Source organism: Plantactinospora sp. WMMB334 (assembly GCF_049179095.1).
Taxonomy (GTDB): Bacteria; Actinomycetota; Actinomycetes; order Mycobacteriales; family Micromonosporaceae; genus Plantactinospora.
Genome location: NZ_JBMHME010000002.1, coordinates 7,337,579 through 7,358,041, shown reverse-complemented (window position 1 = coordinate 7,358,041; position 20,463 = coordinate 7,337,579). Strand labels below are relative to the sequence as shown.

The window sequence follows — 20,463 nt, the reverse complement described above, 5'->3', positions numbered from 1 at the left end:
GGGTTACGGGGACCGGCGGCGGAGGGTCAGTAGCGCCAGGGGTTGCCCGTGTCCCGGTATTCCTCGATCGGCACCAGCGGGACGTCCGGGTCCATCCGGTCGACGTAGAGCCGGCCCTCCAGGTGGTCGATCTCGTGGGCGACGAGCCGGGCCATGGCGAGCTCGAACGAGGTGATCACCCGCCCGCCGTCCCAGCGGGCGTGCTCGATGTCGAGCCGCAGCGGCCGGGCGACCAGGCCGCGCAGGTCGAACAACGAGAGGCAGCCCTCGTACTGCTCGTCGGTCTCGATGGAGGCGTCGACCACCCGGGGGTTGAGGAGTACGACGGGCTCGGCGTCGCGGTCCGGCGGGCGTACCACGGCGGCGGCCCAGGGCAGCCCGATCTGTGGGGCGGCGAGGCCGACGCCCTTGCTGAACGGGTGCAGTTCGTCGAGGCGTTCCAGCGCGGCCCGGAGCCGGGCCACCACGTCCCGGGCGTTGGCGTCGTCCCGGGGCAGGTCGAAGTGCCGGGCGGGCTGGCGGAGCAGATCCGCGCCGAGCTGCACGATGCCGGCGGCGCGCATCCGGTCGCTGGCCCGGCCCTCCGCCTGTGCCGGCGCGGCAACGGAGACCGCCGGCCGGGCACGGTAGCGCCACTCCAGGCGGTACCGGGCGTTCAACGGCGGATCGTCGGTCGACCATTCGAAGAGCGTCCGGCCGTCCTCGTCGCGCCGGACCAGTGGCGTACGCAGCGGCCCCTCCTCCGCCGACAGCGAGGTCTCGACGCCCCAGACCTGCGGGTCCAGGTCGAGCGGCAGGTCGAGCCGGAGCACGAGCCGGCGGGTGGGGAGCCGGACGGCCCGCTGGAACCACTGGCCCCACTTGTCCTGGTTGACCCGGTAGGAGTATTCGGTGGTGACCCGCTCTCCCGGATACAGCGGGAACCGCCCGTCGCTGTTCTCGAAGAGCAGCCAGACCTCCTTGAACGCGTCCCGGTCGTGCTTCTTGCGCCACTCCATCGGCTCGCGGCTGCCCTGGTCGTCGCAGAATGCCTGGAGGTCCAGTTCGGCGAAGGTGAGCGGATTTTCCCGGTGGTGCCGGTTGGACCGGGCCGGGTCGTTGGGATAGCGATCGACGGCGATCCGGACCAGGTAGCGGGTCACCGGTTCGGTGCCGGCGTTGTAGAGGGCCCGGCGGATCACGCAGCGGTACGCACCGTCCTCGTACGCCAGCGTGGCTGTCTCCTGCTCCACGATCAGACCCGTGCCGGGCGGCATCCACTGCTCGGGTACGGGTGGATCGCGGTGCGCGACCGCGCTCGACCGGGCCTGCCGGAGTTCGTCGTACTCCTGGAAACGCTGCCAGATCGCTCCGGCGGCGCCGAGCACGGCCTCCGCACGGCGGGCGAAGTCCTCGGTCGGCCGGTGCCGGCGACCCTCGACATGGCTGACGTACGACGGGTCGAAGCCCATCCGGGCCGCGAGCTGTTTCTTGGTCATGCCCCGCTCGACCCGCCGGCGGGAAAGCTCGGCCGCGAACGAGTCGGCAGCCCGCTCGATAGGCGTGGTCATCAGGTTCCTCTGGCCGGGAATCTCAGTCTCCCGGCCGAGCCGGCCAGTCTGGCAGAACTGGCGCGTTAACGACAATGGCTTGACATTCCGGCCTCAACTGCCGATCATCCTGCCCTTCGTCTCCGCATCCGGGTCGCGGCCACGAGGCGGCGACGACGAACTCCATCCTGCCGGTCGCGTCGCCCGATGTGCCGTCCGCGACGCCGGTTCCCTTGCGTTTCGAGAGAAACATCCGGGGAACATCCCGCACGGGCACCCAACTCTGGTTAGCCTTGCCTTAGTAGGCTAAGGTAACGATCGGTCGTCAGACGTGGGGGGTTGATCCTGGTGACAACAAGGCAGACCAGTCCGGTTGCGCCGGCCGCGCCGGACACCTCCCCGTACGCCGCGACGCAGCGGATCGGCGACGCATAGTGACCGTTCTGATCGGCGACCGGGCCGCCGCACCGCTGGCTCCGGTGACCGCCACGCTGCGTGCCGCCTTCGGCACCGACGAGCTGCCGGGGCTGGCGACCGGCCTGCTGGTCTCCGACGAGACCGGCTGGGCCCCGGCCACCGAACTCGTGGACGGCACCCGGTGGCCCGAGCTGTTGGCGGTGACCCGGCAGCGGTGGGGGGCCGCCCCGCACGCCGCCGCCGCACTGGCCTGGAAGTCCTACACCTACTGGCTGCTGCTGCCGGTGGTGCTCGGCTGGGCGTCCGCGCGCCGGGTGCCGCTGCTGGGCCCGGCCGACGTCCTGGTCCGCTTCGAGGAGGGGCGGCCGCTGCTCACGCTGGGCATGCGCCGCTCGACCGCGATCGCGGTACTCCCCTCGGACCCGCTGGCCCTCTCCGGCCTGCCCGAGGTCAGGGTGGTGCTGGGCGAGGCCGAACTCCTCACCGCCCTGCGCACGTCCCTGCTCGACTCGCACCTGACCCCGATGCTCGACGCGCTGCACCGCCACGTCCGGGTCGGCGCGCGCACGCTGCTCGGCTCGGTCGCCTCGGGCGTGGCGCAGGGCATCCTGCGGGCCGCCGACGCGCTGCCCGGCGGCTCCGCCGAGACCATCGGTGCCCTGCTCGACACGCTGGGCGTGGCCGACCTGGTGGAGCTGGTGCCCGGCCCGGGCGGCGAGCTGACCGTGCAGCGCAGGACGTGCTGCCTGGCCTTCACCCTCCCGCAGCCGAAGGTCTGCACCGGCTGCTGCATCCGCACTCCCTGACGCCGGTCCGCCGGCCTGCCGGCGGACCGGCCCGGCAGCGCCCGAGGCAACCGGCCCGAGCAGCGGCGGACCGGCCGAGAGATCGACGCTGGACCGTTATCACGGTGACACGACCGCCGAACGTGGTCGAGCTATCTTCGGGTGGTCTGGAACGAAACGCCCCCGAACTGGTCACAACCGACACCCCAACTCGTGAGTTCGGCTCGCAGGAGTGCCCCAATTTCCCTACGGTCGTCGTAGATGGTTCACTCTGTCGGTCCAGTGCAGGTCGAGTCAGAGCGTGAGGATCTACGCATGGCAGAAATAACTGGAGATCAGCGCATTCAGGAAGAGGTGCTCGAGGGCCTGGCCACGGCGGTCAACCACCGGCGCTGGTTTGTCGAGCTGGCCCTGCCCTACCTCGGCGACAACCCGATCGAGATCGGCAGCGGTCTGGGCGACTACGCCATCGAGTGGGCACCCTTCCTCGAGCGGTTCACCGCGACCGAGGCGGACCCGGACCGGCTGGTGGCGCTGAAGGAGCGACTCGCCGGCGACCCCAGCATCGAGGTGCGGCAGATGCTGCTGCCCTGCACCGAGCAGGCCGACTACAGCGCCGCCGTCTCCTACAACGTGCTGGAGCACATCGAGGACCATGTCGGCGCGCTCCGGAGCATGCGCGACCTGGTCCGGCCGGGTGGGGCGATCGTGCTGATCGTGCCGGCCTTCGAGTTCGCGATGAGCCCGGCCGACATCGCCACCGGGCACGTCCGCCGCTACACCAAGAAGACCATGCGGGCCGCGCTCGAAGGGGCCGGCCTGGAGATCGAGACACTGCACTACGCGAACGCACTGGGCCTGCTGGGCTACTACATGGCGACCAGCGTCTTCCGGCTGATGCCCAAGGAAGGGCCCATGGTCAAGGTGTACGACACCCTCGTACTGCCGGTGACCAAGGCCGCCGAACGAGTTGTCCGCCCGCCGTTCGGCCAGTCCGTCTTCGCGGTCGCCCGGGTGCCCGCCTGAGATCAGCGGGGCACGGGCCGGCACCGGCACGCTCCCGGTGCCAGCCCACCACCGACCCTCAGCCCTTGACCTGGTAGGTCGGCCGGATCACGGCCCGCGCCAGGGTGTGGAACGCCAGGTTGAACCCGACGTACGCCGGACTCGCCTCGGGCGTGAGATCGAGCTTCTCCACGTCCAGGGCGTGCACCGCGAAGACGTACCGGTGCGGGCGGTCTCCGGCCGGCGGCGCGGCACCACCGTACGACTGTTCGCCGTAGTCGTTGCGGACGCTGAACGCCCCCTCGGTCCCGGCCGACGACGCACCGCCGGCGCCCTGCGGCAGCTCGGTCACGTCGGCAGGCACGTTGACCAGCACCCAGTGCCAGAATCCGCTGCCGGTGGGCGCGTCCGGGTCGTAGCAGGTGACAACGAAGCTTCTGGCCTCGGCCGGGAAGCCCGTCCAGGCGAGCTGCGGCGAGCGGTTGGCACCGCCGACGCTCGGGTGGGCGAACTCGGCGGCCATCGGCTCGCCGTTCCGCACGTCGTTGCTGGTCAGCGTGAATGCCGGAACGGTCGGCAGCAGTTCGTACGGGTCCGGTGCGACCGGTCGGTCGAGAGTCATCGCGAAGTCCTTTCCACACAGCGGGTGGCCGGCGCCGGATGGCCGGCGCCGTGCCCCTTTCTACCCGTTCGACGGATAGCCACCCGCGCGGACCTCGCCGCCTCCCCATCCGGCGGCGCAGCGGTGGAGCTCGACCACGAGCGGTCGCCGCGGCTCCTCGACCCGGGCCAGATAGCCGAGCGCCGCGCTCAGCGCCTCGCAGTGCAGCACACCGCAGGCGCGGCAGACCCCCTCGACGTCCGGGCCGTGGTCGGCGACTATCCGCCGGGCCACGAGGATCAGTCGGTTACGCACCTGCACCGGGGTGAGCCGCGGTTCCATGGCACCCTCGCTTCACTCCGTACGCCCCGCCGGGCGTCCGCCATCCCGGGCGGCCCCGCTCCGCCGACGAGAACATGCGTCACCTACTCATCATCACCATGTGATTACCAACGGTAGAGATTAGGAGTGCGGAGGGCGGAGCCGTCAACCGAGTGTCGGGCATCTCCCAGTTCCGCGCCGCCCCTGCCGGAGCCAGCGCCGGGCGGAGCCGCGACAGCGTGGCCGGCCCATCCGGACGAACCGGATGGGCCGGGGATCGGGGGTCGGGGTCGGGGGCGGGGTCGGCTACAGGTTCACCTGCCGGCCGCCGATGGTGACGACGAGCCGGCCGTCCGAGGCGAAGGACCACGCCAGGGAACCGCTGTAGTTGGCGCAGCGGGACCCGTTCGAGCCGGACCAGAACTGGTTCGAGCTGTCCGTGTTACCCACGATCCGGTCGTTCGACCCGCTGTTGCACGAGGTGTTGTTCCGGAACACCGAGCTTCCGGCGTCGAAGTTGAAGTTGCGCTCCTCGTTGCCGATGCTGAGGTTGTTCGAGATCGTCATCGCACCGGGGTTGCGGTTGAAGGTGAAGCCGTGCTTGCCGTTGTCCGCGGCGATGCTGCGCCGGACGGTGTGGTTGACCGCGATGTCCTCGCCACCCAGCTTGTAGCCGTTGCGGTCACCGTCGCCGGCCTGCCCACCGTTGCTGAGGGTGCCGTTGTCGTAGGCCAGGGAGTCCTCGATGGTCACCGCGCCGATCGCGCCGGTGTCCGACTTGGTGTAGAGGTCGTAGCCGTCGTCGATGTTGTTGTGCGCCACGGTGTAGCGGAAGACGTTGCCGGGTCCGACGGTGAGCTTCGGCGCGAAGCCGTCTGCGTCCTCGCCGTCGGAGTCGGCGTTGTCGTGCGACTCCGCGCTCAGGATGAGGTTGTTGGCCGGCCACTGGTCCTTCGGGGTACTGGAGAGCGCCCGCGACAGTTGCAGCCCCGAGTCGCGGTTGAACCGGGTGATCGTCCGCTCGATGATGTTGTTGCTGCCACCGACGAAGATTCCGTTGTCGCCGGCCCGCTCGACGATGATGCCGTATATGTGCCAGAAGTTCCCGTTCACCGCGAGTCCACGGTTGGCCGAGTCCTCGCTCTGCGCGGAGAAGTTCAGCACCGGCCGCTCACCCTGGTAGGCGACCAGCCTCTTGCGCGCGCTGGAGGTGCCGTTGTTGCCCGACTCGATGGTGACCGTCTGCGAGAAGTTGTAGGTACCGCCACGCACCTGGATCGTTCCACCGGCACCGATGCGGGTGATCGCGGAGGTGAGTGTGGTCGGATTCGACTGCGTACCCGGTGCGCTGGCGCTGCCGTTGGGTGCCACGTACAGCTCGTTGCCCGACGGCGGAGGGGTCGTCGGCCCCGGTGGCGTGGTCGGCGGTGCCGTGCCGTCCGTGGTGACCTCGAGGTAGTCGACGTTCGGCAGGCCGGCGGAACTGGTCGGGTGGAGCCGGATGGTGTTGCTGCCGGAGTTCAGGGTGACGGTCAGGGTCCTGGTGGCCCAGGTGGACCAGGCGCCGGTGCCCTCGAACGAGGGCGACCCGATGGTGCCGCCGTTGACGAGCAGATTGGCCGGACGGGCACCGGTGGTGCCGTTGGCGAAGCGTACGGCCACCGTGGCCGCACCGGCCGAGGCGTTCACCGTGAACTGGACGTAGCCGCCGGTGGAGTTGGTGCCGTTGCAGAAGCCGGAGCCGGAGTACCCGGGCCACTCGGTCTCGATGGCACCGGTGCACACCGCCGGGGAGTTCTCGGCCTCGTACCGGGTGGTCGCGGCGAACGCCGATCCGGTGGTCCACACCCCGACCGCGCCCACCGCCACGGCGGCGGTGGCGATGCCCGCGACGAGGATCTTGAGTCTCATCATCAGTTCTCCAAACTCTGGGCGCGGCACGGGAAAGCCCCGAGGCCGCGGACGGATCTCACGCACCGGGGACGCGATGCGTCGGGGTACGCCTAGAACCGGGCCCCCACGTCCGCGCCGTTGCTCGGGCGCAGGAAGTCGGAGGACGGGACGGAGCCGTCGTCGTCGCGTGGTCCGGTGATCGTGCTCGGGTTGGTGTTGACCAGGGCCCAGCTGCCGCCGATGTTCCACGAGTTGCCCGAACCGCTCGAGTCGGACCCGAGGTTGACGTCGGTGCCGTTGGCCACCGCGAGGTTCGCGGTCAGGGTGCCGTCGGAGCGGTCGAAGAGGAACCCGCCGGACGGGTGGTCCCAGGCCGTGCAGCGTTCGACGCGGTGTCGACCGGGGTTGTTGTTGTCGATGAAGCCGCTGCGGGCGTTGTCCCAGGCCATGCTGTTGCGAACGGTGTGGCTGGCGGCCACGCCGTTGCCGCCGAGCTTGAACCCGTTGCCGTCGCCGACGTAGTCGGGCAGGTTCCAGCGGTTGACGCCGTTCCCCCAGGCCAGACTGTCTTCCACCAGGATGGGGGATTCGAACATCCACCAGTCCAGGCCGTCGTCGGAGTTGTTCCACAACCGGGCACCGCGCACGACGTTGCCGGTGCCGGATCCTTCCTTGATCGCCAGCCCGTCGGCGCTCTCGCCGTTCTTGCGGGGATCCCGGTTGCCGTAGCTGTCCAGGTTGATGATCTGGTTGTTGCCGGAGTTCAGGACCAGGTGGAAGCCGGACTCGTAGTTGTCCCTGGTGACCAGGCGCTCGTAGTGGTTGTTGCTGGAGTCCAGGCCGAAGATGCCGTACGGACCGTGGATGATCTCCAGGCCGATCAGCCGCCACCAGTCACCTTCGATGTGGATGGCACCGCGCTCGGGCCGGGGAATGCTGGAGTCCACCGCGCCCGGCGTGTACGGCATGTTCTCCCCGTCGATGACGACGCGCTCGCCGTTGTGGTTGCGCATCGTGATCGGTTGGCTCGACGTGCCGTCCCGGAGGATCTGGATGTTCGTGCTCGGCGCGTACGTCCCGCCACGAATGAAGATCGTGTCTCCGGGCTGGGCCAGGTCGACCGCCCGTTGGATGGTCTTCAGCGGCGCGTTCAGGGTGCCCGCGTCGCTGTCGTCGCCGTCGGTCGCCACGTACAGCGCGTTGGTCGGCTGCGGCTCGGTGCCTCCGCCCGCCTCGACCTCGAGGTAGTCGACGTTGGGGAGCCCACCGGAGGTGGTCGGGTGGAGCCGGATGGTGTTGCCGCCGGAGTTCAGGGTGACGGTCAGGGTCCTGGTGGCCCAACTGGACCAGGCGCCCGTGCCCTCGAACGACAGCGTCCGCACCGTCGACCCGTTGACCACCAGATCCGCCGCCCGGGCAGTGCTGCCGCCATTGGCGAACCGCACGCTCAGCGTCGCGCTCCCCGCCGTGGCGGCGCTCGCGGTGAACTGGAGGTGGCCGGACGTCGAGTTCGCGCCGTTGCAGAACCCGCTGCCGGAGTACCCGGGCCAGTTGGAATCGATAGTGCCGGAGCAGACCGCTGGTGCGGTCTCCGCCTCGTACCGGGTCGGCGCTGCCTGGGCGGCGGACGGGGACACGACGACCAGCACGCCGGCCAGCAGGCCGAGACAGGCGACGAAGGGTTTCAACGCCATCCGCCCGGAGGGGCGCCGCCGGGCAGGACGACCGCCGGATCGTCGACGGCGTGGATGGTGGGCGCACGTACCGACAGACGGTTCTTCCTTGACACGCATACAGGTCTCCGCGGGACGGGGCGGATGGTGTGACAGGCGGGTACCTACCGGGGCCGGCATCGGTCCGGCACGAGCCCGTCGTGGTTGACGGCCTCGAACGCGCCGCACGTCACCGGCACTGCCGGGCTGGCACCGGAAAGCGCTTTCCGGCTCTCGAAGGATGTCAGACCATATCGATGAACGCAAGGCTCTTCGGGCGGACTCCCCGAGTTCGGGCGGGCGCAGGGCCGAACGGGGCCGGAGGGCGCGTCGGGTTGCCCAGGAGCGGGCACGACGACACAGATGCGACCCACCGACACGACGACCCGCGTGGGGCAGCGACCAAGAGGGCATGAGGCTTGCGATTTCCCGGCCGCTGCCCCACCGACGGAACTAGGCGAGCGGGCGCCGCGCGGTCCAGGCTACGAAACGCTGAAACAGTGCCCTTGAGTCTGGCTCGGGTTGCGGGCTCAGCTTGTAGAGATCTTCCAACGCCCGTATCAACTGGGCAGCCATGTACAGAGCCAGGCCGACCGGCGCGTCCTGAAACTCGGCCTTGAGGAGCAGGCGCGCCATGCCACACGGCCACGGCTGCCCCGGGCAGCCGGAGCAGTGCCAGAGCGGGCGACGGGGCCGGTGCGGTCTGAGTCGGAACGGGGTCGGCCGGTCGAAGACCGTGGGTTCATTCGGGAGGCTCATCCCTTGAGTGTTGACGTCGCAGTTGTCGACGTCAACGGCAAGCGTCGTTGCATAGCGTCGATCATGTGGAGGAGTTGGTTGGGGTCGCCGAGATCCGCGACATGTTGGGCGGCAACCTGTCCCGACAGCGGGTGCATGTGATCACCAGCCACCGCGACTTCCCGGCCCCGGTCCAGAAGTTGAAAATGGGGCACGTGTGGTTGAAGCGCGACGTTGAAGAGTGGATCAAGAACCGGCAGGCAGTCGAGTAGAAGGCCCCTCCCGGGTTCGCCAGGACCAGCTACGACGAGACGAAGTGAGACCGCACGTCTGACAGACATGCCCCTGACCGACATCCGCACTGGTCAGGAGCATCTTCGCTGCTCGGGGAGCGGAGGGCGTGGGATTCGAACCCACGAAGAGGATCACTCCCCTTACCGGTTTTCAAGACCAGCGCCATCGGCCACTAGGCGAGCCCTCCCGGCCCGTGGTCCTCGACACGCAGGCCACGGCCGTGCCTAGTCTGCCACGACCGCTCCACCCGGCGCGCGTCCCGCCGAACCGTCGCGCGGGTTGCCGTTCGGACCCCTCGCGCGGGTTGCCGTTCGGGGCGTACCGGAGATCGGGTAAGACTGGACGGATGAAGGCGATCACGATTCCCGAGCCGGGTGGGCCCGACGCGTTGGTCTGGTCCGACGTTCCCGATCCGACGCCCGGCGCGGACGAGGTGACGCTCGACGTCCGGGCCAGTGCGGTCAACCGGGCCGACCTGCTGCAACGGCAGGGCCACTATCCACCGCCGCCGGGCGCGCCGCCGTACCCGGGTCTGGAGTGCGCCGGAGTGGTCAGCGCGGTCGGCGCCGGGGTGACCGGCTGGCGCGTCGGCGACGCCGCCTGCGCGCTGCTCAGCGGCGGCGGCTACGCCGAGCGGGTGGCGGTGCCGGCCGGGCAGCTCCTGCCGGTACCGGAGGGGGTCGACCTGGTCGACGCGGCGGCGCTGCCCGAGGTCGCCTGCACCGTCTGGTCCAACGTGGTCCAGTTGGCCCGGCTCGGCATCGGCGAGACCCTGCTGGTGCACGGCGGCGGCAGCGGCATCGGAACCTTCGCGATCCAGCTCGGTGCGGCGCTCGGCGCCACCGTGCTGACCACCGCGCGGGCGAACAAACACGACCGGCTCCGCGAACTCGGCGCCGCCGGGGCGATCGACTACGCGGAGGAGGACTTCGTCGAGGCGGTCAAACGGCTCACCGACGGCCGGGGCGCCGACGTCATCCTCGACATCATGGGCGCGTCCTACCTGGGCCGGAACGTCAAGGCGCTGGCCACCGGCGGCCGGATCGTGGTCATCGGGCTCCAGGGCGGCCGCAAGGGGGAGCTGGATCTGGCCGCGCTGCTGGCCAAGCGGGGTTCGGTGGCCGCGACCGCGCTGCGTTCCCGGCCCACCGCCGAGAAGGCCGCGATCGTCCGGGGCGTACGCGAGGAGGTCTGGCCGCTGATCGAGTCGGGCGCGATCCGCCCGGTGGTGTACCGGCGGCTGCCGATGTCGGAGGCGGCCGAGGCGCACCGGATCGTGGACTCCAGCGACCACGTCGGCAAGGTGCTGCTCACCGTCGACCGGTGACCCGCCCGCCCGGCCGACCGGGCGGCGCGGGCCCGCCCTCCCCGCGGCCAGCTCGTCGTCGGGGTTGTAGAGGGCACGGCCGCGCAGTGACAGCCAGCCGCAGCCGATGCAGCCGGTCAGGTCGTCCCGGAGCCGGATGAGCAGGTCGATCCGCTCGTCCAGCCGGCGCCGCCAGCCCGCCGAGAGCCGCGCCCAGTCCGCCTTGGTCGGGGTACGCCCCTCCGGCAGCGTCGCCAGCGCCTCCCGGATGTCGGCCAGCGAGACCCCGGGTTGCTGGGCGATCCGGGGGGCGCCGTCGTGGTCAGCGTCGGCGTCTCGTACGACGGGTCGCGCATGGGCCGCACGCACATGTCCCCGGGCGACGTGGCACTGCTGGACACCCTCACCGGCTGGACGGTGAGGGTGTCCGGGCACCCGGCCGAGGTGCCCGGCCTGCTCCGTGCCGCCGCCAACCACGACGAGCGGGTCTATCTGCGGCTCTCCACCCAGGTCAACGAGGTCCCGCTGCCCGGAGCCGGACGGCTGGCGGTGCTGCGCCGGGGCACGCCGGCCGCCCCGCTGGTGGTGGCGGTCGGTCCGATGCTGCGCCCGGTGCTGGCGGCCGTCGCCGGGCTGGACGTGACGGTCGCGTACACCCACACGCCGCGCCCCTTCGACGTCGACGGGCTGCGGGAGCCGCCCGGTCCGGCCGCCGCGACCGGCGCACGGCCTCGATCCCGCGGGGCTGCGCCGCTCGATCACCGCCTTCCTGGGCTGACCCGGACGAGGCCGGCGACCAACGGGGCCGGCGACCAACGGAGTGGCATCCGGCGGAGTCGGCCGCGACGAAACGCATCTTGTGGTGGGCGGCGTCCTGCTCTACTCTCCGCCCTTGCGACGACGGATGGGGACGTCCTCAGGCGACCGAGGGCGGCCGACACGGGCTTCAGGGGGCGGGCGGAACAGTGCTCAGTGGCAACACGACGAGGAGGCGCCGTCCGGCGCGCCGGGCGGTCCGTCCTCGCGGACACGACACCGCCGTCCGCCGGTGACGAGCATCGCCTCGCCGGCCGAGGAGCAGCCCACGGAGGCGCGCTCCCGGCGGCTGTCGGGATTCGCCTCGTGGCCGGCCGCCCGGCGTAACCACTGGCTGCTCGTCGGCGTCGCGGTCTGCTTCGCCGGCTACGTGCTGGTCGCCGTCGGGCTGCGTTACCCGTACACGACGGACGAGGCGATCTATTTCAGCCAGGTCAACCCGCAGGTTCCCGACTACACCTGGGTGGCGTGGCGGGCGTGGGGCGTGCCGCTGGTCGTCGCACCGGCCGCGCTGCTCGACCTCTCGCTCACCGGGGTGCGGTTCTATCTCGTGGTCGTGGCGAGCGCCGGCATCTTCCTGGCTTTCCAGCCCTGGCTGACGGTCTCCCGGCACCCCGTGGCGCCGGTCGCCGCCGCGCTGTTCGGCGGCACCTCGGCGGCCGCCTACAACGGTTCGCTGGCCCTGCCGAACCTCTACTCCGCGCTCGCGGCTGTCGCGGCGACCGGCTATTTCATGAACTGCCGGCGCGGTGGCGACAACTACCGCCGTTCCCTGCTGGGTCTCGCCGTCGCGGTCGCCTTCGCGGCCCTGGTGCGCCCCAGCGACAGCGTGTGGCTCGTGCTACCGCTCTTCCTGGTCTGGCTCGGGCTCTCCGCCTGGCGGCGGTGGGAGGTCTTCGCGGCGCTCGCGGTGGGCCAGATCGTGGGCTGGGCACCGTGGCTCGTCGAGTCCTTCGTCCGGTTCGGCGACCCGTTCAACCGCCTGCACCTCTCGTCCGCCTCGCTCGGCGGCACCCACCTCTATCCCGACGCCGCCATGCTCCGCCTCTACCTGCGGCTGTGGAACACCGGCAACCCGCAGGCGGTCAGCCTGAACGTGCCGCCGGAGTTCCGGGGCGGGGCGGCCACCCTGGCGAACGTGCAGCTGGCCCCGAGCGGTGCTCTCGCGGTGATCTGGTGGATCGCGCTGGCCTGTGCGCTCGTGGCGGCGGTCGCCGGTGCCGCGCTGACCCGCCGGACCGCGCGGGACGGACTCGCGGTGGTGCTGGTGCCGCTGGCCGTCGGCGTCAGCGTCGCCTTCCCGTACCTCTTCATGATGCGGTACGGCCAGCTCCGCTTCCTGCTGCCGGCGATCGGGCTGCTCGCCGTCCCCGTCGCCGCGGGCGTGCTCCAGATCGCGAGGCTGCGCCGGGCACCGCTGCGGGTGCTCGGCCCCGCCGTCGCCGCGATCCTGGCGCTGGCGCTGATCGGTGTGCAGGTGGCCGCGACCGGACCGTACCGCGAGACGGTGGAACGCGCGGATGCCTCCGCGACGGAGCTCATCCGGGCGCTGCGGCAGGCCGGCGTCCCGCAGCCGTGTGCGCTCTTCGGCGAGGCCCCGTTCAACGTGGCCTACCAGATGAAGTGCGAGACGGCCGAGCGGTTCCGCCAGCCCGGTATCGGGGAACCGGCGGCGGTGACGTCGGCCCGTGGCCGGGGGTTGTCGGTCGCGGTCGTGCTGCGCCGGCCCGCGCCGGCCGGGACCTTCCTGGACCGCTGGCGGCTGGCCACCGGTGGCGGGCAGCCGGGCCGCTGGCACGTCTACCTGGCGCCGGCCTGACGGCCGGCGGGACGGTCAGGTCAGCGCCCGTCCGGCAGGCCCCGGCGGCGGCTGCGTTCCCGGCCGAGGATGAAGAGCGCCTCCACGCCGTCCCTCCAGGTGATCTTTTTGCCCTCTTCCCTGCCCCGGGCGCGGTAGCTGATCGGCACCTCGTACGGGCGGATCCGGCGGCGCAGCAGCTTGCCGGTCACCTCCGCCTCCATGCCGAAGCCCCGGGAGCGAATGTCGAGCGAGCGGTAGAGCGCGACCGGCATCAGCTTGAAGCAGGTCTCCAGGTCACCGATGTAGGAGTTGAACAGCACGTTGGCGGCCGTGGTCACGGCCTTGTTGCCCATCACGTACCAGAAGCTGTAGGCGCTGTGGCTGCCGAACGTCCGATTTCCGTAGACCACCGTCGCCCGGCCGTCCAGCACCGGCGCCAGCAGCTTCGGAATGTCCTGCGGGTCGTACTCCAGGTCGGCGTCGAGGATCACCATGTATTCGCCCTCGGCCGCGTCGACTGCGGTCTTGATGGCCGCACCCTTGCCGGCGTTGCGCGGATGGGTGATCACTCTAAGGCGCGTGTCGTCGGCCCGACCGAGGATCTCTCCGGTAGCATCACGGCTGCCGTCGTTGACCACGACGAGCTCGATCTCGCACGGGTAGTCGACCGCGAGTGCCTGTTTGAGGGCATCCGCGATGCGTTCTTCCTCGTTGTAGACCGGCATTAGGATCGAGAGCTTCACAGGGTTCTCCACGGAGCCGACGATGGATCGGCCATAGCCTAGCCTGCTTGGGCCCATCCTGAGAGCCTGGCATGTGCTCGCCTGCCCACTTCTCAACCACCGCCCACATCGCCCCGGCCGGCGTCACCGGCGGGGTACGCACCACCGCCGGCCGGCAACCAGACGGTGAACCGGGCGCCACCCTCGGGGGCATGTCCGGCGACGATCATCCCGCCGAGCCGGCGGACCAGCCCGGCGGCGAGTGCCAGGCCCAGGCCGCTGCCGACCTTGCGTACTCCCTGATAGCGCTGGCGCAGCGCGCCGCGCTCGAAGACGACGGTCAGGTCGTCGTCGGTCAGCCCCGGCCCGCCGTCCCGGACCTCGAGCACCCCGCCGGGCAGCTCAGCCGGGCCGGTCCCGCGTACCGCCAGTACGATCGGCGCCCCCGGCGGCACGACCCGCAACGCGTTCTCCAGCAGGCCGTCGACGACCTGCCGGATCCGCCCCGGGTCGGTGTGGACCGGCACCGGTGCGTCCGGGATCTCGGTGCGGGGCACGACGCCGGCGGCGGCACAGCGGGCGCTCCAGGTCTGGGCGGCGTCCGAGACGAGTTGGGTGAGGTCGACCGGCACCGGTTCCAGGACGAAGTCGGCCGCCTCCAGCCGGGCCAGCGACAGCAGGTCGGTCACGAGCCGGTCGAGGTGGTCCGCCTCGGTCAGCATGACCTGTCCGGCCCGCTGCCCTCCCGCCGGGCCCACCACCCCGTCGGCCAGCGCCTCCGCGTAGCCCCGGATGGCGGTCAGCGGAGTACGCAACTCGTGCGAGACGGAGAGCAGGAACTCCCGCTGCCGCCCCTCGCTCAGCGCCAGCGCGGCGGCGAGGTCGTTGAGCGCCTGGGCCAGGTCGGCCGCCTCCTCCGGCGGCTCCACCGGCACCCGGACCGCCCGGTCCCCCGCCCGGAGCCGGGCCGCCGCCGTCGCCGCGTTGCGGATCGGCCGGGAGAGCCGGCGGGCCAGCAGCGCCCCGGCCACCGACCCGGCGACGAGCCCGGCGAGCAGCGGCAGCCAGAGCCGGCCGACGACGTCCTGCCAGATTCCGGTGGTGGCCGGCCGGGTCAGCGCCACGCCGTTGCCGTCGGGCAGCCAGCGGGCCTCGATCATCGCCGGCTCACCGGCGACCGCCCGCCGGCCGGAGAAGTTCCGCCCGGCGGCGATCCGGTCGACCACCTCGGGCGGCAGCCCCTCCCGGTCGGCGCGACCGGCCCGGACCAGGTACGCGTCGATGCCCTGGTTGCGCAGTTGCCGGATGATCCGTTCCTCGTCGGCGGTTCGTCCCCGGTCGATACGTGGTCGCAGTGCCTCGGCGGCGAGCCGGGCCTGGGCGACGAGCGCCTCCCGGGCCTGCCGCTCCGCCGAGCGGGTCGCGAGCGGGATCGCGACCAGCGCGGTCACCAGGACGGACACCAGGGCGACCGCGCAACTCACCCCGACCGCGCGAGCGGTCAGCGTACGCCCGAGCCGGTGCCACCGCGCGGGCCGCTCACCCGACACAGGCGTACCCGACGCCGCGATGGGTGCGGATCACGTCGGCCGCCGGGCCGAGCTTGCCGCGTACCTGCGCCACGTGCACGTCGACGGTGCGGGTGCCGGAGTGCGCGGCGTAACCCCAGACGCTGGCCAGCAACTCCTCCCGGGTGAAGACCCGGCCCGGCCGCCCCATCAGGTGCGCCAGCAGGTCGAACTCGGTCGAGGTGAGCTGCACCGGATCACCGGCGACGGTGACCTGGCGGCGTACCGGGTCGAGCGTGACCGGGCCGACGACCCGGGGCCGCTCGGCGCCGTCGGGCGGGCCGCCGGTCCGGCGCAGCACCGCCCGGATCCGGGCGACCAGCTCCCGTGGACTGAACGGCTTGGTCACGTAGTCGTCCGCGCCGAGCTCCAGCCCGACGACCCGGTCCACCTCGTCGTCCCGGGCGGTCAGGAAGATCACCGGCGTCCAGTCGCCCCCGGCGCGCATCCGCCGGCAGACCTCGGTGCCGGAGAGGCCGGGCAGGGCGATGTCCAGCACGCAGACGACCGGCCGCAGCCGCTGGGCCGCGGCAAGCCCGGCGTCGCCGTCGTGTTCGACGTGTACGCCGTACCCGTCCCGGGTCAGGTAGAGCCGGACCAGGTCGGCGATGGACCGCTCATCCTCGACCAGCAGGACGAGACCTCGATGCGGGACGTTGCCCGGTTGCGCGGTGTCGTCGGCCACCGGTCAATGATCTCCGATCGCCGGCGCGATGCCCTCGCCGGCAACGTTCGGATCCGGTACGGGATCCGCCGACCCGACGGCGACGCCACCACCGACCGCTGACCCGGAGCCGACCGGCGACCCGACGGCGAGCGGCCCCTCTGCCGGGCCCGCGTCAGAGGGCGGCGGCGGGACTGAGTCGCGGCATCCGGGCCGGAGCGGTGTGCCGGGGCGGTGGGGTGACCCCCAGCGCCGGGACCGGACGGGAGACGTGCTCCGGACCGTGCTGCCCACCGGCGGTGCCGGCGGCGGGCGCACCGGCGACCCGGGACCGGGCCACCATCTTCGGCCGGAAGAGCTGGCCGAAGAGGGCGTCGAGCTGCCAGAGCTGGCTGGGCCGACCGGCCCGGATCAGGAACCGCTCGCGTACGCCGTCGACGGCGGTCGCGGCCAGCTCGACCATCGAGGCCCGGGGGTCGGGGTTCCAGCTGACGTTGCTGAGGTGCCGCAGTTCGGTGTTGAGGTGCAGCCGCAGCCGGTGCAGCAACCGGCTCTGCTGGGTCACCACCAGCCGACGGGTGGTGAGCAGGAGCAGGTAACCGCCCTGCGCGGACTCCGCGGGACGGGCGCACCGGGTCACCAGCACGGTGACCTCGCCGGCCGGCACGCAGTTGCGCAGCAGCGGCAGGTGCCGGCTCACGGTCGGGCCGGCCACCCCGGTCTCGGCGGCGGCTGGCAGGAACGTTCGGAAGAACACATCCACGCCCTGCCCAACGAGATCACGCCGGGGATGACGCGGCCGAGGCATGGATGAGAATGAACTTATAGAAGTTCCACGATGGTTGCGTTGGCCATCCCGCCGCCCTCGCACATCGTCTGGAGGCCGTACCGGACGCCGTGGTCGCGCATGTGGTGAAGCATCGTGGTCATGATCCGGGCCCCGGAACCGCCGAGCGGATGACCGAGCGCGATCGCGCCGCCCCGGGGATTGAGCCGGGACGGGTCGGCCCCGGTCTCGGCCAGCCAGGCCAGTGGCACCGGGGCGAATGCCTCGTTGACCTCGTACACCCCGATCTCGTCGATGCCGAGCCCGGCCCGGCGCAGCACCGTGGCGGTGGCCGGGATGGGTGCGGTGAGCATCAGCACCGGATCGTCGGCGGTGACGACGGCGGTGCTGATCCGGGCCAGCGGTCGCAGGCCGCGCTGCCGGGCCCACTCCGGGGTGGTCACGGCGAGTGCGGCGGCCCCGTCGGAGATCTGCGAGGCGGAGCCGGCGGTGACCACCCCGTCGGCCCGGAACGGGGTCTTCAGCCCGGCCAGCTTCTCCAGGCTGGTGTCGAGGCGGATCCCCTCGTCGGCGACGACCTTGCTCCCGTCCGGCAGCACCACCGGGACGATCTCCGGGTCGAAGGCACCGGCGTCCTGGGCGGCCGCCGCCTTCCCGTGGCTGGCCAGCGCGTACCCGTCGAGCTGCCGCCGGGTCAGCCCCCAGCGCTCCGCGATCAGCTCCGCACCGACACCCTGGCTGAACGGCACCGGGTCGTCGGCCGCGAAGCCCGGCGTACCGCGATAGCGGTCCCGCACCTGGTCGCCGTAGGGCAACCCGGTGCCGGCCGCGGTGGCGGCCGGAGCCAGCGCGATGCTGCTGCCCATCGGCACCCGGGTCATCGACTCCACGCCGCCGGCGACCACCAGGTCGGCCTGGCCGGAGGCGACCGCCGCCGCCGCGAAGTGCAGCGCCTGCTGGCTCGACCCGCACTGCCGGTCGAGTGTGGTCCCGGGCACCGACTCCGGCCAGCCGGCCGCGAGTACGGCGTTGCGGGCGACGTTCCAGGCCTGCTCGCCGACCTGGGAGACGCAGCCCCAGATCACGTCGTCCACCTCGGCCGGGTCCAGCCCGGCGCGTTCGGCGAGCGCCGTCAGCACCCGCGCCGAGAGATCGACCGGATGTACGGCCGCGAGCGCACCGCCGCGCCGCCCGACCGGGGTCCGTACCGCACCGACGATGACCGCGTCCGCCATGTCTACTCCCCAGTAACTTGGCTGCCCCCGATACTACGCCGTCGAGGCGCGGCGACCGGGAGGGCGCCCCACCCGCTGCCGCCGGTGGCCGGGCGGGCACCCGGCACAGCGGCGGTGGCATCCTGGAGCCGTGCTTCCCGGACCGGACATCCCGCACCGGCAGTGGCGGGTCGAGACCACGCTGCCGGTTGCCAAGCTCGGCGGAGCGGCCCTCTTCGTCGCCCTCGGCGTCTACCTCGCCGACGGCGACCCGGTACGCCTCGGCGCCGGGGCGCTCGTCGCCGCCGGCCTGCTCGGCTGGGGCGTACGCGACCTGGTGGCGCCGGTCCGGCTGGCGGTGGACGCCGAGGGGATCACCGTGATCCGGGGCTTCGCCGGTCGGCGGCACCTGCCATGGACGGAGATCGAGCAGATCAGGGTCGACACCCGTCCCCGCCTCGGGCTGGCCACCGAGACGCTGGAGATCGACAGCGGCGGGTCGCTGCACCTGTTCAGCCGCTACGACCTCGGGACCGCACCGCGCGACGTCGCCGAGGTGCTGCGTACGGCGCGGGCGAGCCGGCCGTCCGGCCCACCCGGCGGCCCGCCGCGCTGATCCGCACGCCCGCGCTGATCCGCACGCCCGCGGCCCGGGCCGTGCGACGCCGGCCCGGGCCCCCTGTGCGGACGGTCAGGCGAGCAGGACGGCGGTCTGCATCACCGTCAGCCCGGCCAGCACCAGGCCGATGACCGCGCCTCCGCCGACCTGGAAGAGGGTGCGCCGGGAGCGGGGTGCGTAGGCGAGCACCAGCGCCATCGCCGCCCCGACCGTCATCCCGCCCAGGTGGCCGGCGATGGAGATCCCGGGCACGGCGAAGGTGAAGACCAGGTTGATCACGAGGATCGGGATCACCGACGAGGTGTCCCGGCCCAGCCGACGCATAATCACGAAGAGCGCGGCGAAGAGCCCGAAGATCGCCGTCGACGCGCCGACCGTCCGGGCGTTCGGCGCGCTGAACAGGTACGCCGCGACGTTGCCGCCGATGCCGGCGACCAGGTAGAGCGCCAGGAACCGCAGCGGCCCGAGGGTGGCCTCCAGGGTCCGGCCCAGCACCCAGAGCGCCCACGAGTTCATCAACAGGTGCAGCAGCCCGTAGTGCAGGAACATCGCGGTGAAGAGCCGATAGTATTCACCGGCCGCGACGCCCTCCGCCAGGCCGAACGGACCGACCCGGTCCAGGCCGAGCACCGCACCCCACTCGGTCAGCGGGGTCGAGCCGCCGAGCAGGCCGCCGAAGCCGGCACCGGCCACCGCCTCCGCACCCCGGGCGGTGGAGATGGAGATCAGGAGCAGCGTGACGTTGATCGCGATGAGCGTCTTGGTGACGTAGCCCCGGCGGCCGGCGGCACCGCCACCGAAGGCGGTACGCGCCGGCCGCTGCCCGCGGCGACCCTCCGCCACGCACTCCGGGCACTGGTGCCCGACCGAGGCCTCCCGCATGCAGTCGGGACAGATCGGCCGGTCGCACCGCGTACACCGGACGTAGGTCTCCCGGGACGGATGGCGGTAGCAGACCGGTGTCGTGGGAGGTGACTCACTCATGCCGGCCCACCGCCGCGCCCGTTCATGCCGGACCTCCACCCGCTACGACTCATGCAGGCAAAGGTACCCGGGATCGACGTCAGCCGTCCTTGCGCTCGATCTCGACGCGCTCGATGACCACATCCTGGAGCGGCCGGTCCTGTGCGCCGGTCGGGGTGTTGGCGATCGCGTCGACGACCTTCGCCGACTGCTCGTCCGCGACCTGGCCGAAGATGGTGTGCCGGTTGTTCAGGTGCGGGGTCGGGCCGACCGTGATGAAGAACTGCGACCCGTTGGTGCCCGGCCCGGCGTTCGCCATCGCGAGCAGGTACGGCCGGTCGAAGCGCAGGTCGGGGTGGAACTCGTCGGCGAAGTTGTAACCCGGGCCACCGCGACCGGTGCCGGTCGGGTCACCCATCTGGATCATGAACCCGCTGATCACCCGGTGCGAGATGGTGCCGTCGTAGTACGGCCCGCTGCCCGGCTGGCCGGTGCGCGGGTCGGTGTACTGCCGGGTCCCCTCGGCGAGTTCCACGAAGTTCCGCACCGTCTTGGGGGCGTGGTTCGGAAACAACTCCAGCCGGATGGCGCCGGCGTTGGTGTGCAGGATTGCGTAGGCGGCCTCGGCCACGAATACTCCTCGATCCTCATGCCGCCCGGCCGTTTCGTGGCGGCCGGGCGGGCGCGTCCGCCGGCCAGGAGCGCAGG

The 20,463-nt window shown here is 71.9% G+C and carries 20 protein-coding genes, 1 tRNA gene and 2 pseudogenes; 7 read left to right on the top strand and 16 right to left on the bottom strand.

Annotation, left to right across the window (positions count from 1 at the left end; translation table 11 throughout):
* Positions 1-26: 26 nt before the first annotated feature.
* Positions 27-1,550 carry a peptide deformylase gene (locus ACN27G_RS31975; RefSeq protein WP_421496385.1) on the bottom strand — a complete coding sequence of 508 codons (1,524 nt, stop codon included), beginning with the start codon at positions 1,548-1,550 and terminating at the stop codon, positions 27-29.
* Positions 1,551-1,960: 410 nt separating this feature from the next.
* Here ACN27G_RS31975 and ACN27G_RS31970 point away from each other — a divergent pair, with 410 nt between their 5' ends.
* Together ACN27G_RS31970 and ACN27G_RS31965 are read left to right on the top strand one after the other, a co-directional pair.
* Complete coding sequence (locus ACN27G_RS31970) at positions 1,961-2,752, top strand: IucA/IucC family C-terminal-domain containing protein (RefSeq protein WP_421497538.1); 792 nt, start codon at positions 1,961-1,963, stop codon at positions 2,750-2,752.
* A gap of 294 nt (positions 2,753-3,046) precedes the next feature.
* Entirely contained in the window at positions 3,047-3,757 is a 711-nt protein-coding gene (locus tag ACN27G_RS31965; RefSeq protein WP_421496384.1) for a class I SAM-dependent methyltransferase, read from the top strand.
* Between the two features lie 58 nt (positions 3,758-3,815).
* On the opposite strand, the gene ACN27G_RS31960 is transcribed toward ACN27G_RS31965, so the two are convergent.
* The 5 genes from ACN27G_RS31960 to ACN27G_RS31940 form a co-directional block, all read right to left on the bottom strand.
* Positions 3,816-4,358, bottom strand: coding sequence for a YbhB/YbcL family Raf kinase inhibitor-like protein (locus ACN27G_RS31960; protein ID WP_421496383.1), 543 nt, complete (start codon positions 4,356-4,358; stop codon positions 3,816-3,818).
* Between the two features lie 60 nt (positions 4,359-4,418).
* Positions 4,419-4,679 carry a hypothetical protein gene (locus tag ACN27G_RS31955; RefSeq protein WP_421496382.1) on the bottom strand — a complete coding sequence of 87 codons (261 nt, stop codon included), beginning with the start codon at positions 4,677-4,679 and terminating at the stop codon, positions 4,419-4,421.
* Between the two features lie 285 nt (positions 4,680-4,964).
* Positions 4,965-6,572 (bottom strand): carbohydrate-binding protein, encoded by a 1,608-nt coding sequence (locus ACN27G_RS31950; protein ID WP_421496381.1) that lies wholly within the window; start codon positions 6,570-6,572, stop codon positions 4,965-4,967.
* An 89-nt stretch (positions 6,573-6,661) separates the two neighbouring features.
* Complete coding sequence (locus ACN27G_RS31945) at positions 6,662-8,245, bottom strand: right-handed parallel beta-helix repeat-containing protein (RefSeq protein ID WP_421496380.1); 1,584 nt, start codon at positions 8,243-8,245, stop codon at positions 6,662-6,664.
* 471 nt (positions 8,246-8,716) lie between these two features.
* The gene (locus tag ACN27G_RS31940) at positions 8,717-8,899 is read right to left on the bottom strand and encodes a hypothetical protein (RefSeq protein WP_421496379.1); all 183 of its coding nucleotides are present in this window, start codon (positions 8,897-8,899) and stop codon (positions 8,717-8,719) included.
* A 188-nt stretch (positions 8,900-9,087) separates the two neighbouring features.
* Here ACN27G_RS31940 and ACN27G_RS31935 point away from each other — a divergent pair, with 188 nt between their 5' ends.
* Entirely contained in the window at positions 9,088-9,273 is a 186-nt protein-coding gene (locus ACN27G_RS31935; protein WP_421496378.1) for a helix-turn-helix transcriptional regulator, read from the top strand.
* A gap of 120 nt (positions 9,274-9,393) precedes the next feature.
* Here ACN27G_RS31935 and ACN27G_RS31930 read toward each other — a convergent pair.
* Positions 9,394-9,482: transfer RNA gene (locus tag ACN27G_RS31930), tRNA-Ser, on the bottom strand.
* A 159-nt stretch (positions 9,483-9,641) separates the two neighbouring features.
* Here ACN27G_RS31930 and ACN27G_RS31925 point away from each other — a divergent pair.
* Positions 9,642-10,622, top strand: a complete 981-nt coding sequence (locus ACN27G_RS31925) for an NAD(P)H-quinone oxidoreductase (protein ID WP_421496377.1) — start codon at positions 9,642-9,644, stop codon at positions 10,620-10,622.
* A 9-nt stretch (positions 10,623-10,631) separates the two neighbouring features.
* Here the strand turns inward: ACN27G_RS31925 and ACN27G_RS31920 are convergent.
* Positions 10,632-10,907: pseudogene (locus tag ACN27G_RS31920) on the bottom strand (MerR family DNA-binding protein); the annotation flags it as partial.
* A 48-nt stretch (positions 10,908-10,955) separates the two neighbouring features.
* Between ACN27G_RS31920 and ACN27G_RS31915 the strand changes: the two are divergent.
* A pseudogene (locus tag ACN27G_RS31915) lies at positions 10,956-11,051 on the top strand (transketolase); the annotation flags it as partial.
* 38 nt (positions 11,052-11,089) lie between these two features.
* On the opposite strand, the gene ACN27G_RS31910 reads toward ACN27G_RS31915, so the two are convergent.
* On the bottom strand, positions 11,090-11,263 hold the full coding sequence (locus tag ACN27G_RS31910) for a hypothetical protein (RefSeq protein WP_421497631.1): 174 nt from the start codon (positions 11,261-11,263) through the stop codon (positions 11,090-11,092).
* 386 nt (positions 11,264-11,649) lie between these two features.
* On the opposite strand from ACN27G_RS31910, the gene ACN27G_RS31905 reads away from it, so the two are divergent.
* On the top strand, positions 11,650-13,236 hold the full coding sequence (locus ACN27G_RS31905; protein WP_421496376.1) for a hypothetical protein: 1,587 nt from the start codon (positions 11,650-11,652) through the stop codon (positions 13,234-13,236).
* Positions 13,237-13,256: 20 nt separating this feature from the next.
* Here ACN27G_RS31905 and ACN27G_RS31900 read toward each other — a convergent pair whose 3' ends face one another.
* From ACN27G_RS31900 to ACN27G_RS31880, 5 genes are all read right to left on the bottom strand, one after another.
* The gene (locus ACN27G_RS31900) at positions 13,257-13,961 is read right to left on the bottom strand and encodes a glycosyltransferase family 2 protein (protein ID WP_421497537.1); all 705 of its coding nucleotides are present in this window, start codon (positions 13,959-13,961) and stop codon (positions 13,257-13,259) included.
* Between the two features lie 92 nt (positions 13,962-14,053).
* Positions 14,054-15,511, bottom strand: a complete 1,458-nt coding sequence (locus tag ACN27G_RS31895) for a histidine kinase dimerization/phospho-acceptor domain-containing protein (RefSeq protein ID WP_421497536.1) — start codon at positions 15,509-15,511, stop codon at positions 14,054-14,056.
* Positions 15,480-16,193: a response regulator gene (locus tag ACN27G_RS31890; RefSeq protein WP_421496375.1), complete on the bottom strand. Its 714-nt coding sequence runs from the start codon at positions 16,191-16,193 to the stop codon at positions 15,480-15,482. The genes ACN27G_RS31895 and ACN27G_RS31890 overlap by 32 nt, the downstream gene beginning before the upstream one ends.
* 154 nt (positions 16,194-16,347) lie before the next feature.
* Positions 16,348-16,935, bottom strand: a complete 588-nt coding sequence (locus tag ACN27G_RS31885; protein WP_421496374.1) for a hypothetical protein — start codon at positions 16,933-16,935, stop codon at positions 16,348-16,350.
* Between the two features lie 59 nt (positions 16,936-16,994).
* Positions 16,995-18,194, bottom strand: coding sequence for a thiolase family protein (locus ACN27G_RS31880; RefSeq protein ID WP_421496373.1), 1,200 nt, complete (start codon positions 18,192-18,194; stop codon positions 16,995-16,997).
* 130 nt (positions 18,195-18,324) lie between these two features.
* Here ACN27G_RS31880 and ACN27G_RS31875 point away from each other — a divergent pair, with 130 nt between their 5' ends.
* Entirely contained in the window at positions 18,325-18,789 is a 465-nt protein-coding gene (locus ACN27G_RS31875; RefSeq protein WP_421496372.1) for a PH domain-containing protein, read from the top strand.
* A 75-nt stretch (positions 18,790-18,864) separates the two neighbouring features.
* On the opposite strand, the gene ACN27G_RS31870 is transcribed toward ACN27G_RS31875, so the two are convergent.
* Positions 18,865-19,776 carry a rhomboid family intramembrane serine protease gene (locus tag ACN27G_RS31870; protein ID WP_421496371.1) on the bottom strand — a complete coding sequence of 304 codons (912 nt, stop codon included), beginning with the start codon at positions 19,774-19,776 and terminating at the stop codon, positions 18,865-18,867.
* A gap of 79 nt (positions 19,777-19,855) precedes the next feature.
* Complete coding sequence (locus tag ACN27G_RS31865; protein WP_421496370.1) at positions 19,856-20,386, bottom strand: peptidylprolyl isomerase; 531 nt, start codon at positions 20,384-20,386, stop codon at positions 19,856-19,858.
* Positions 20,387-20,463 lie beyond the last annotated feature (77 nt).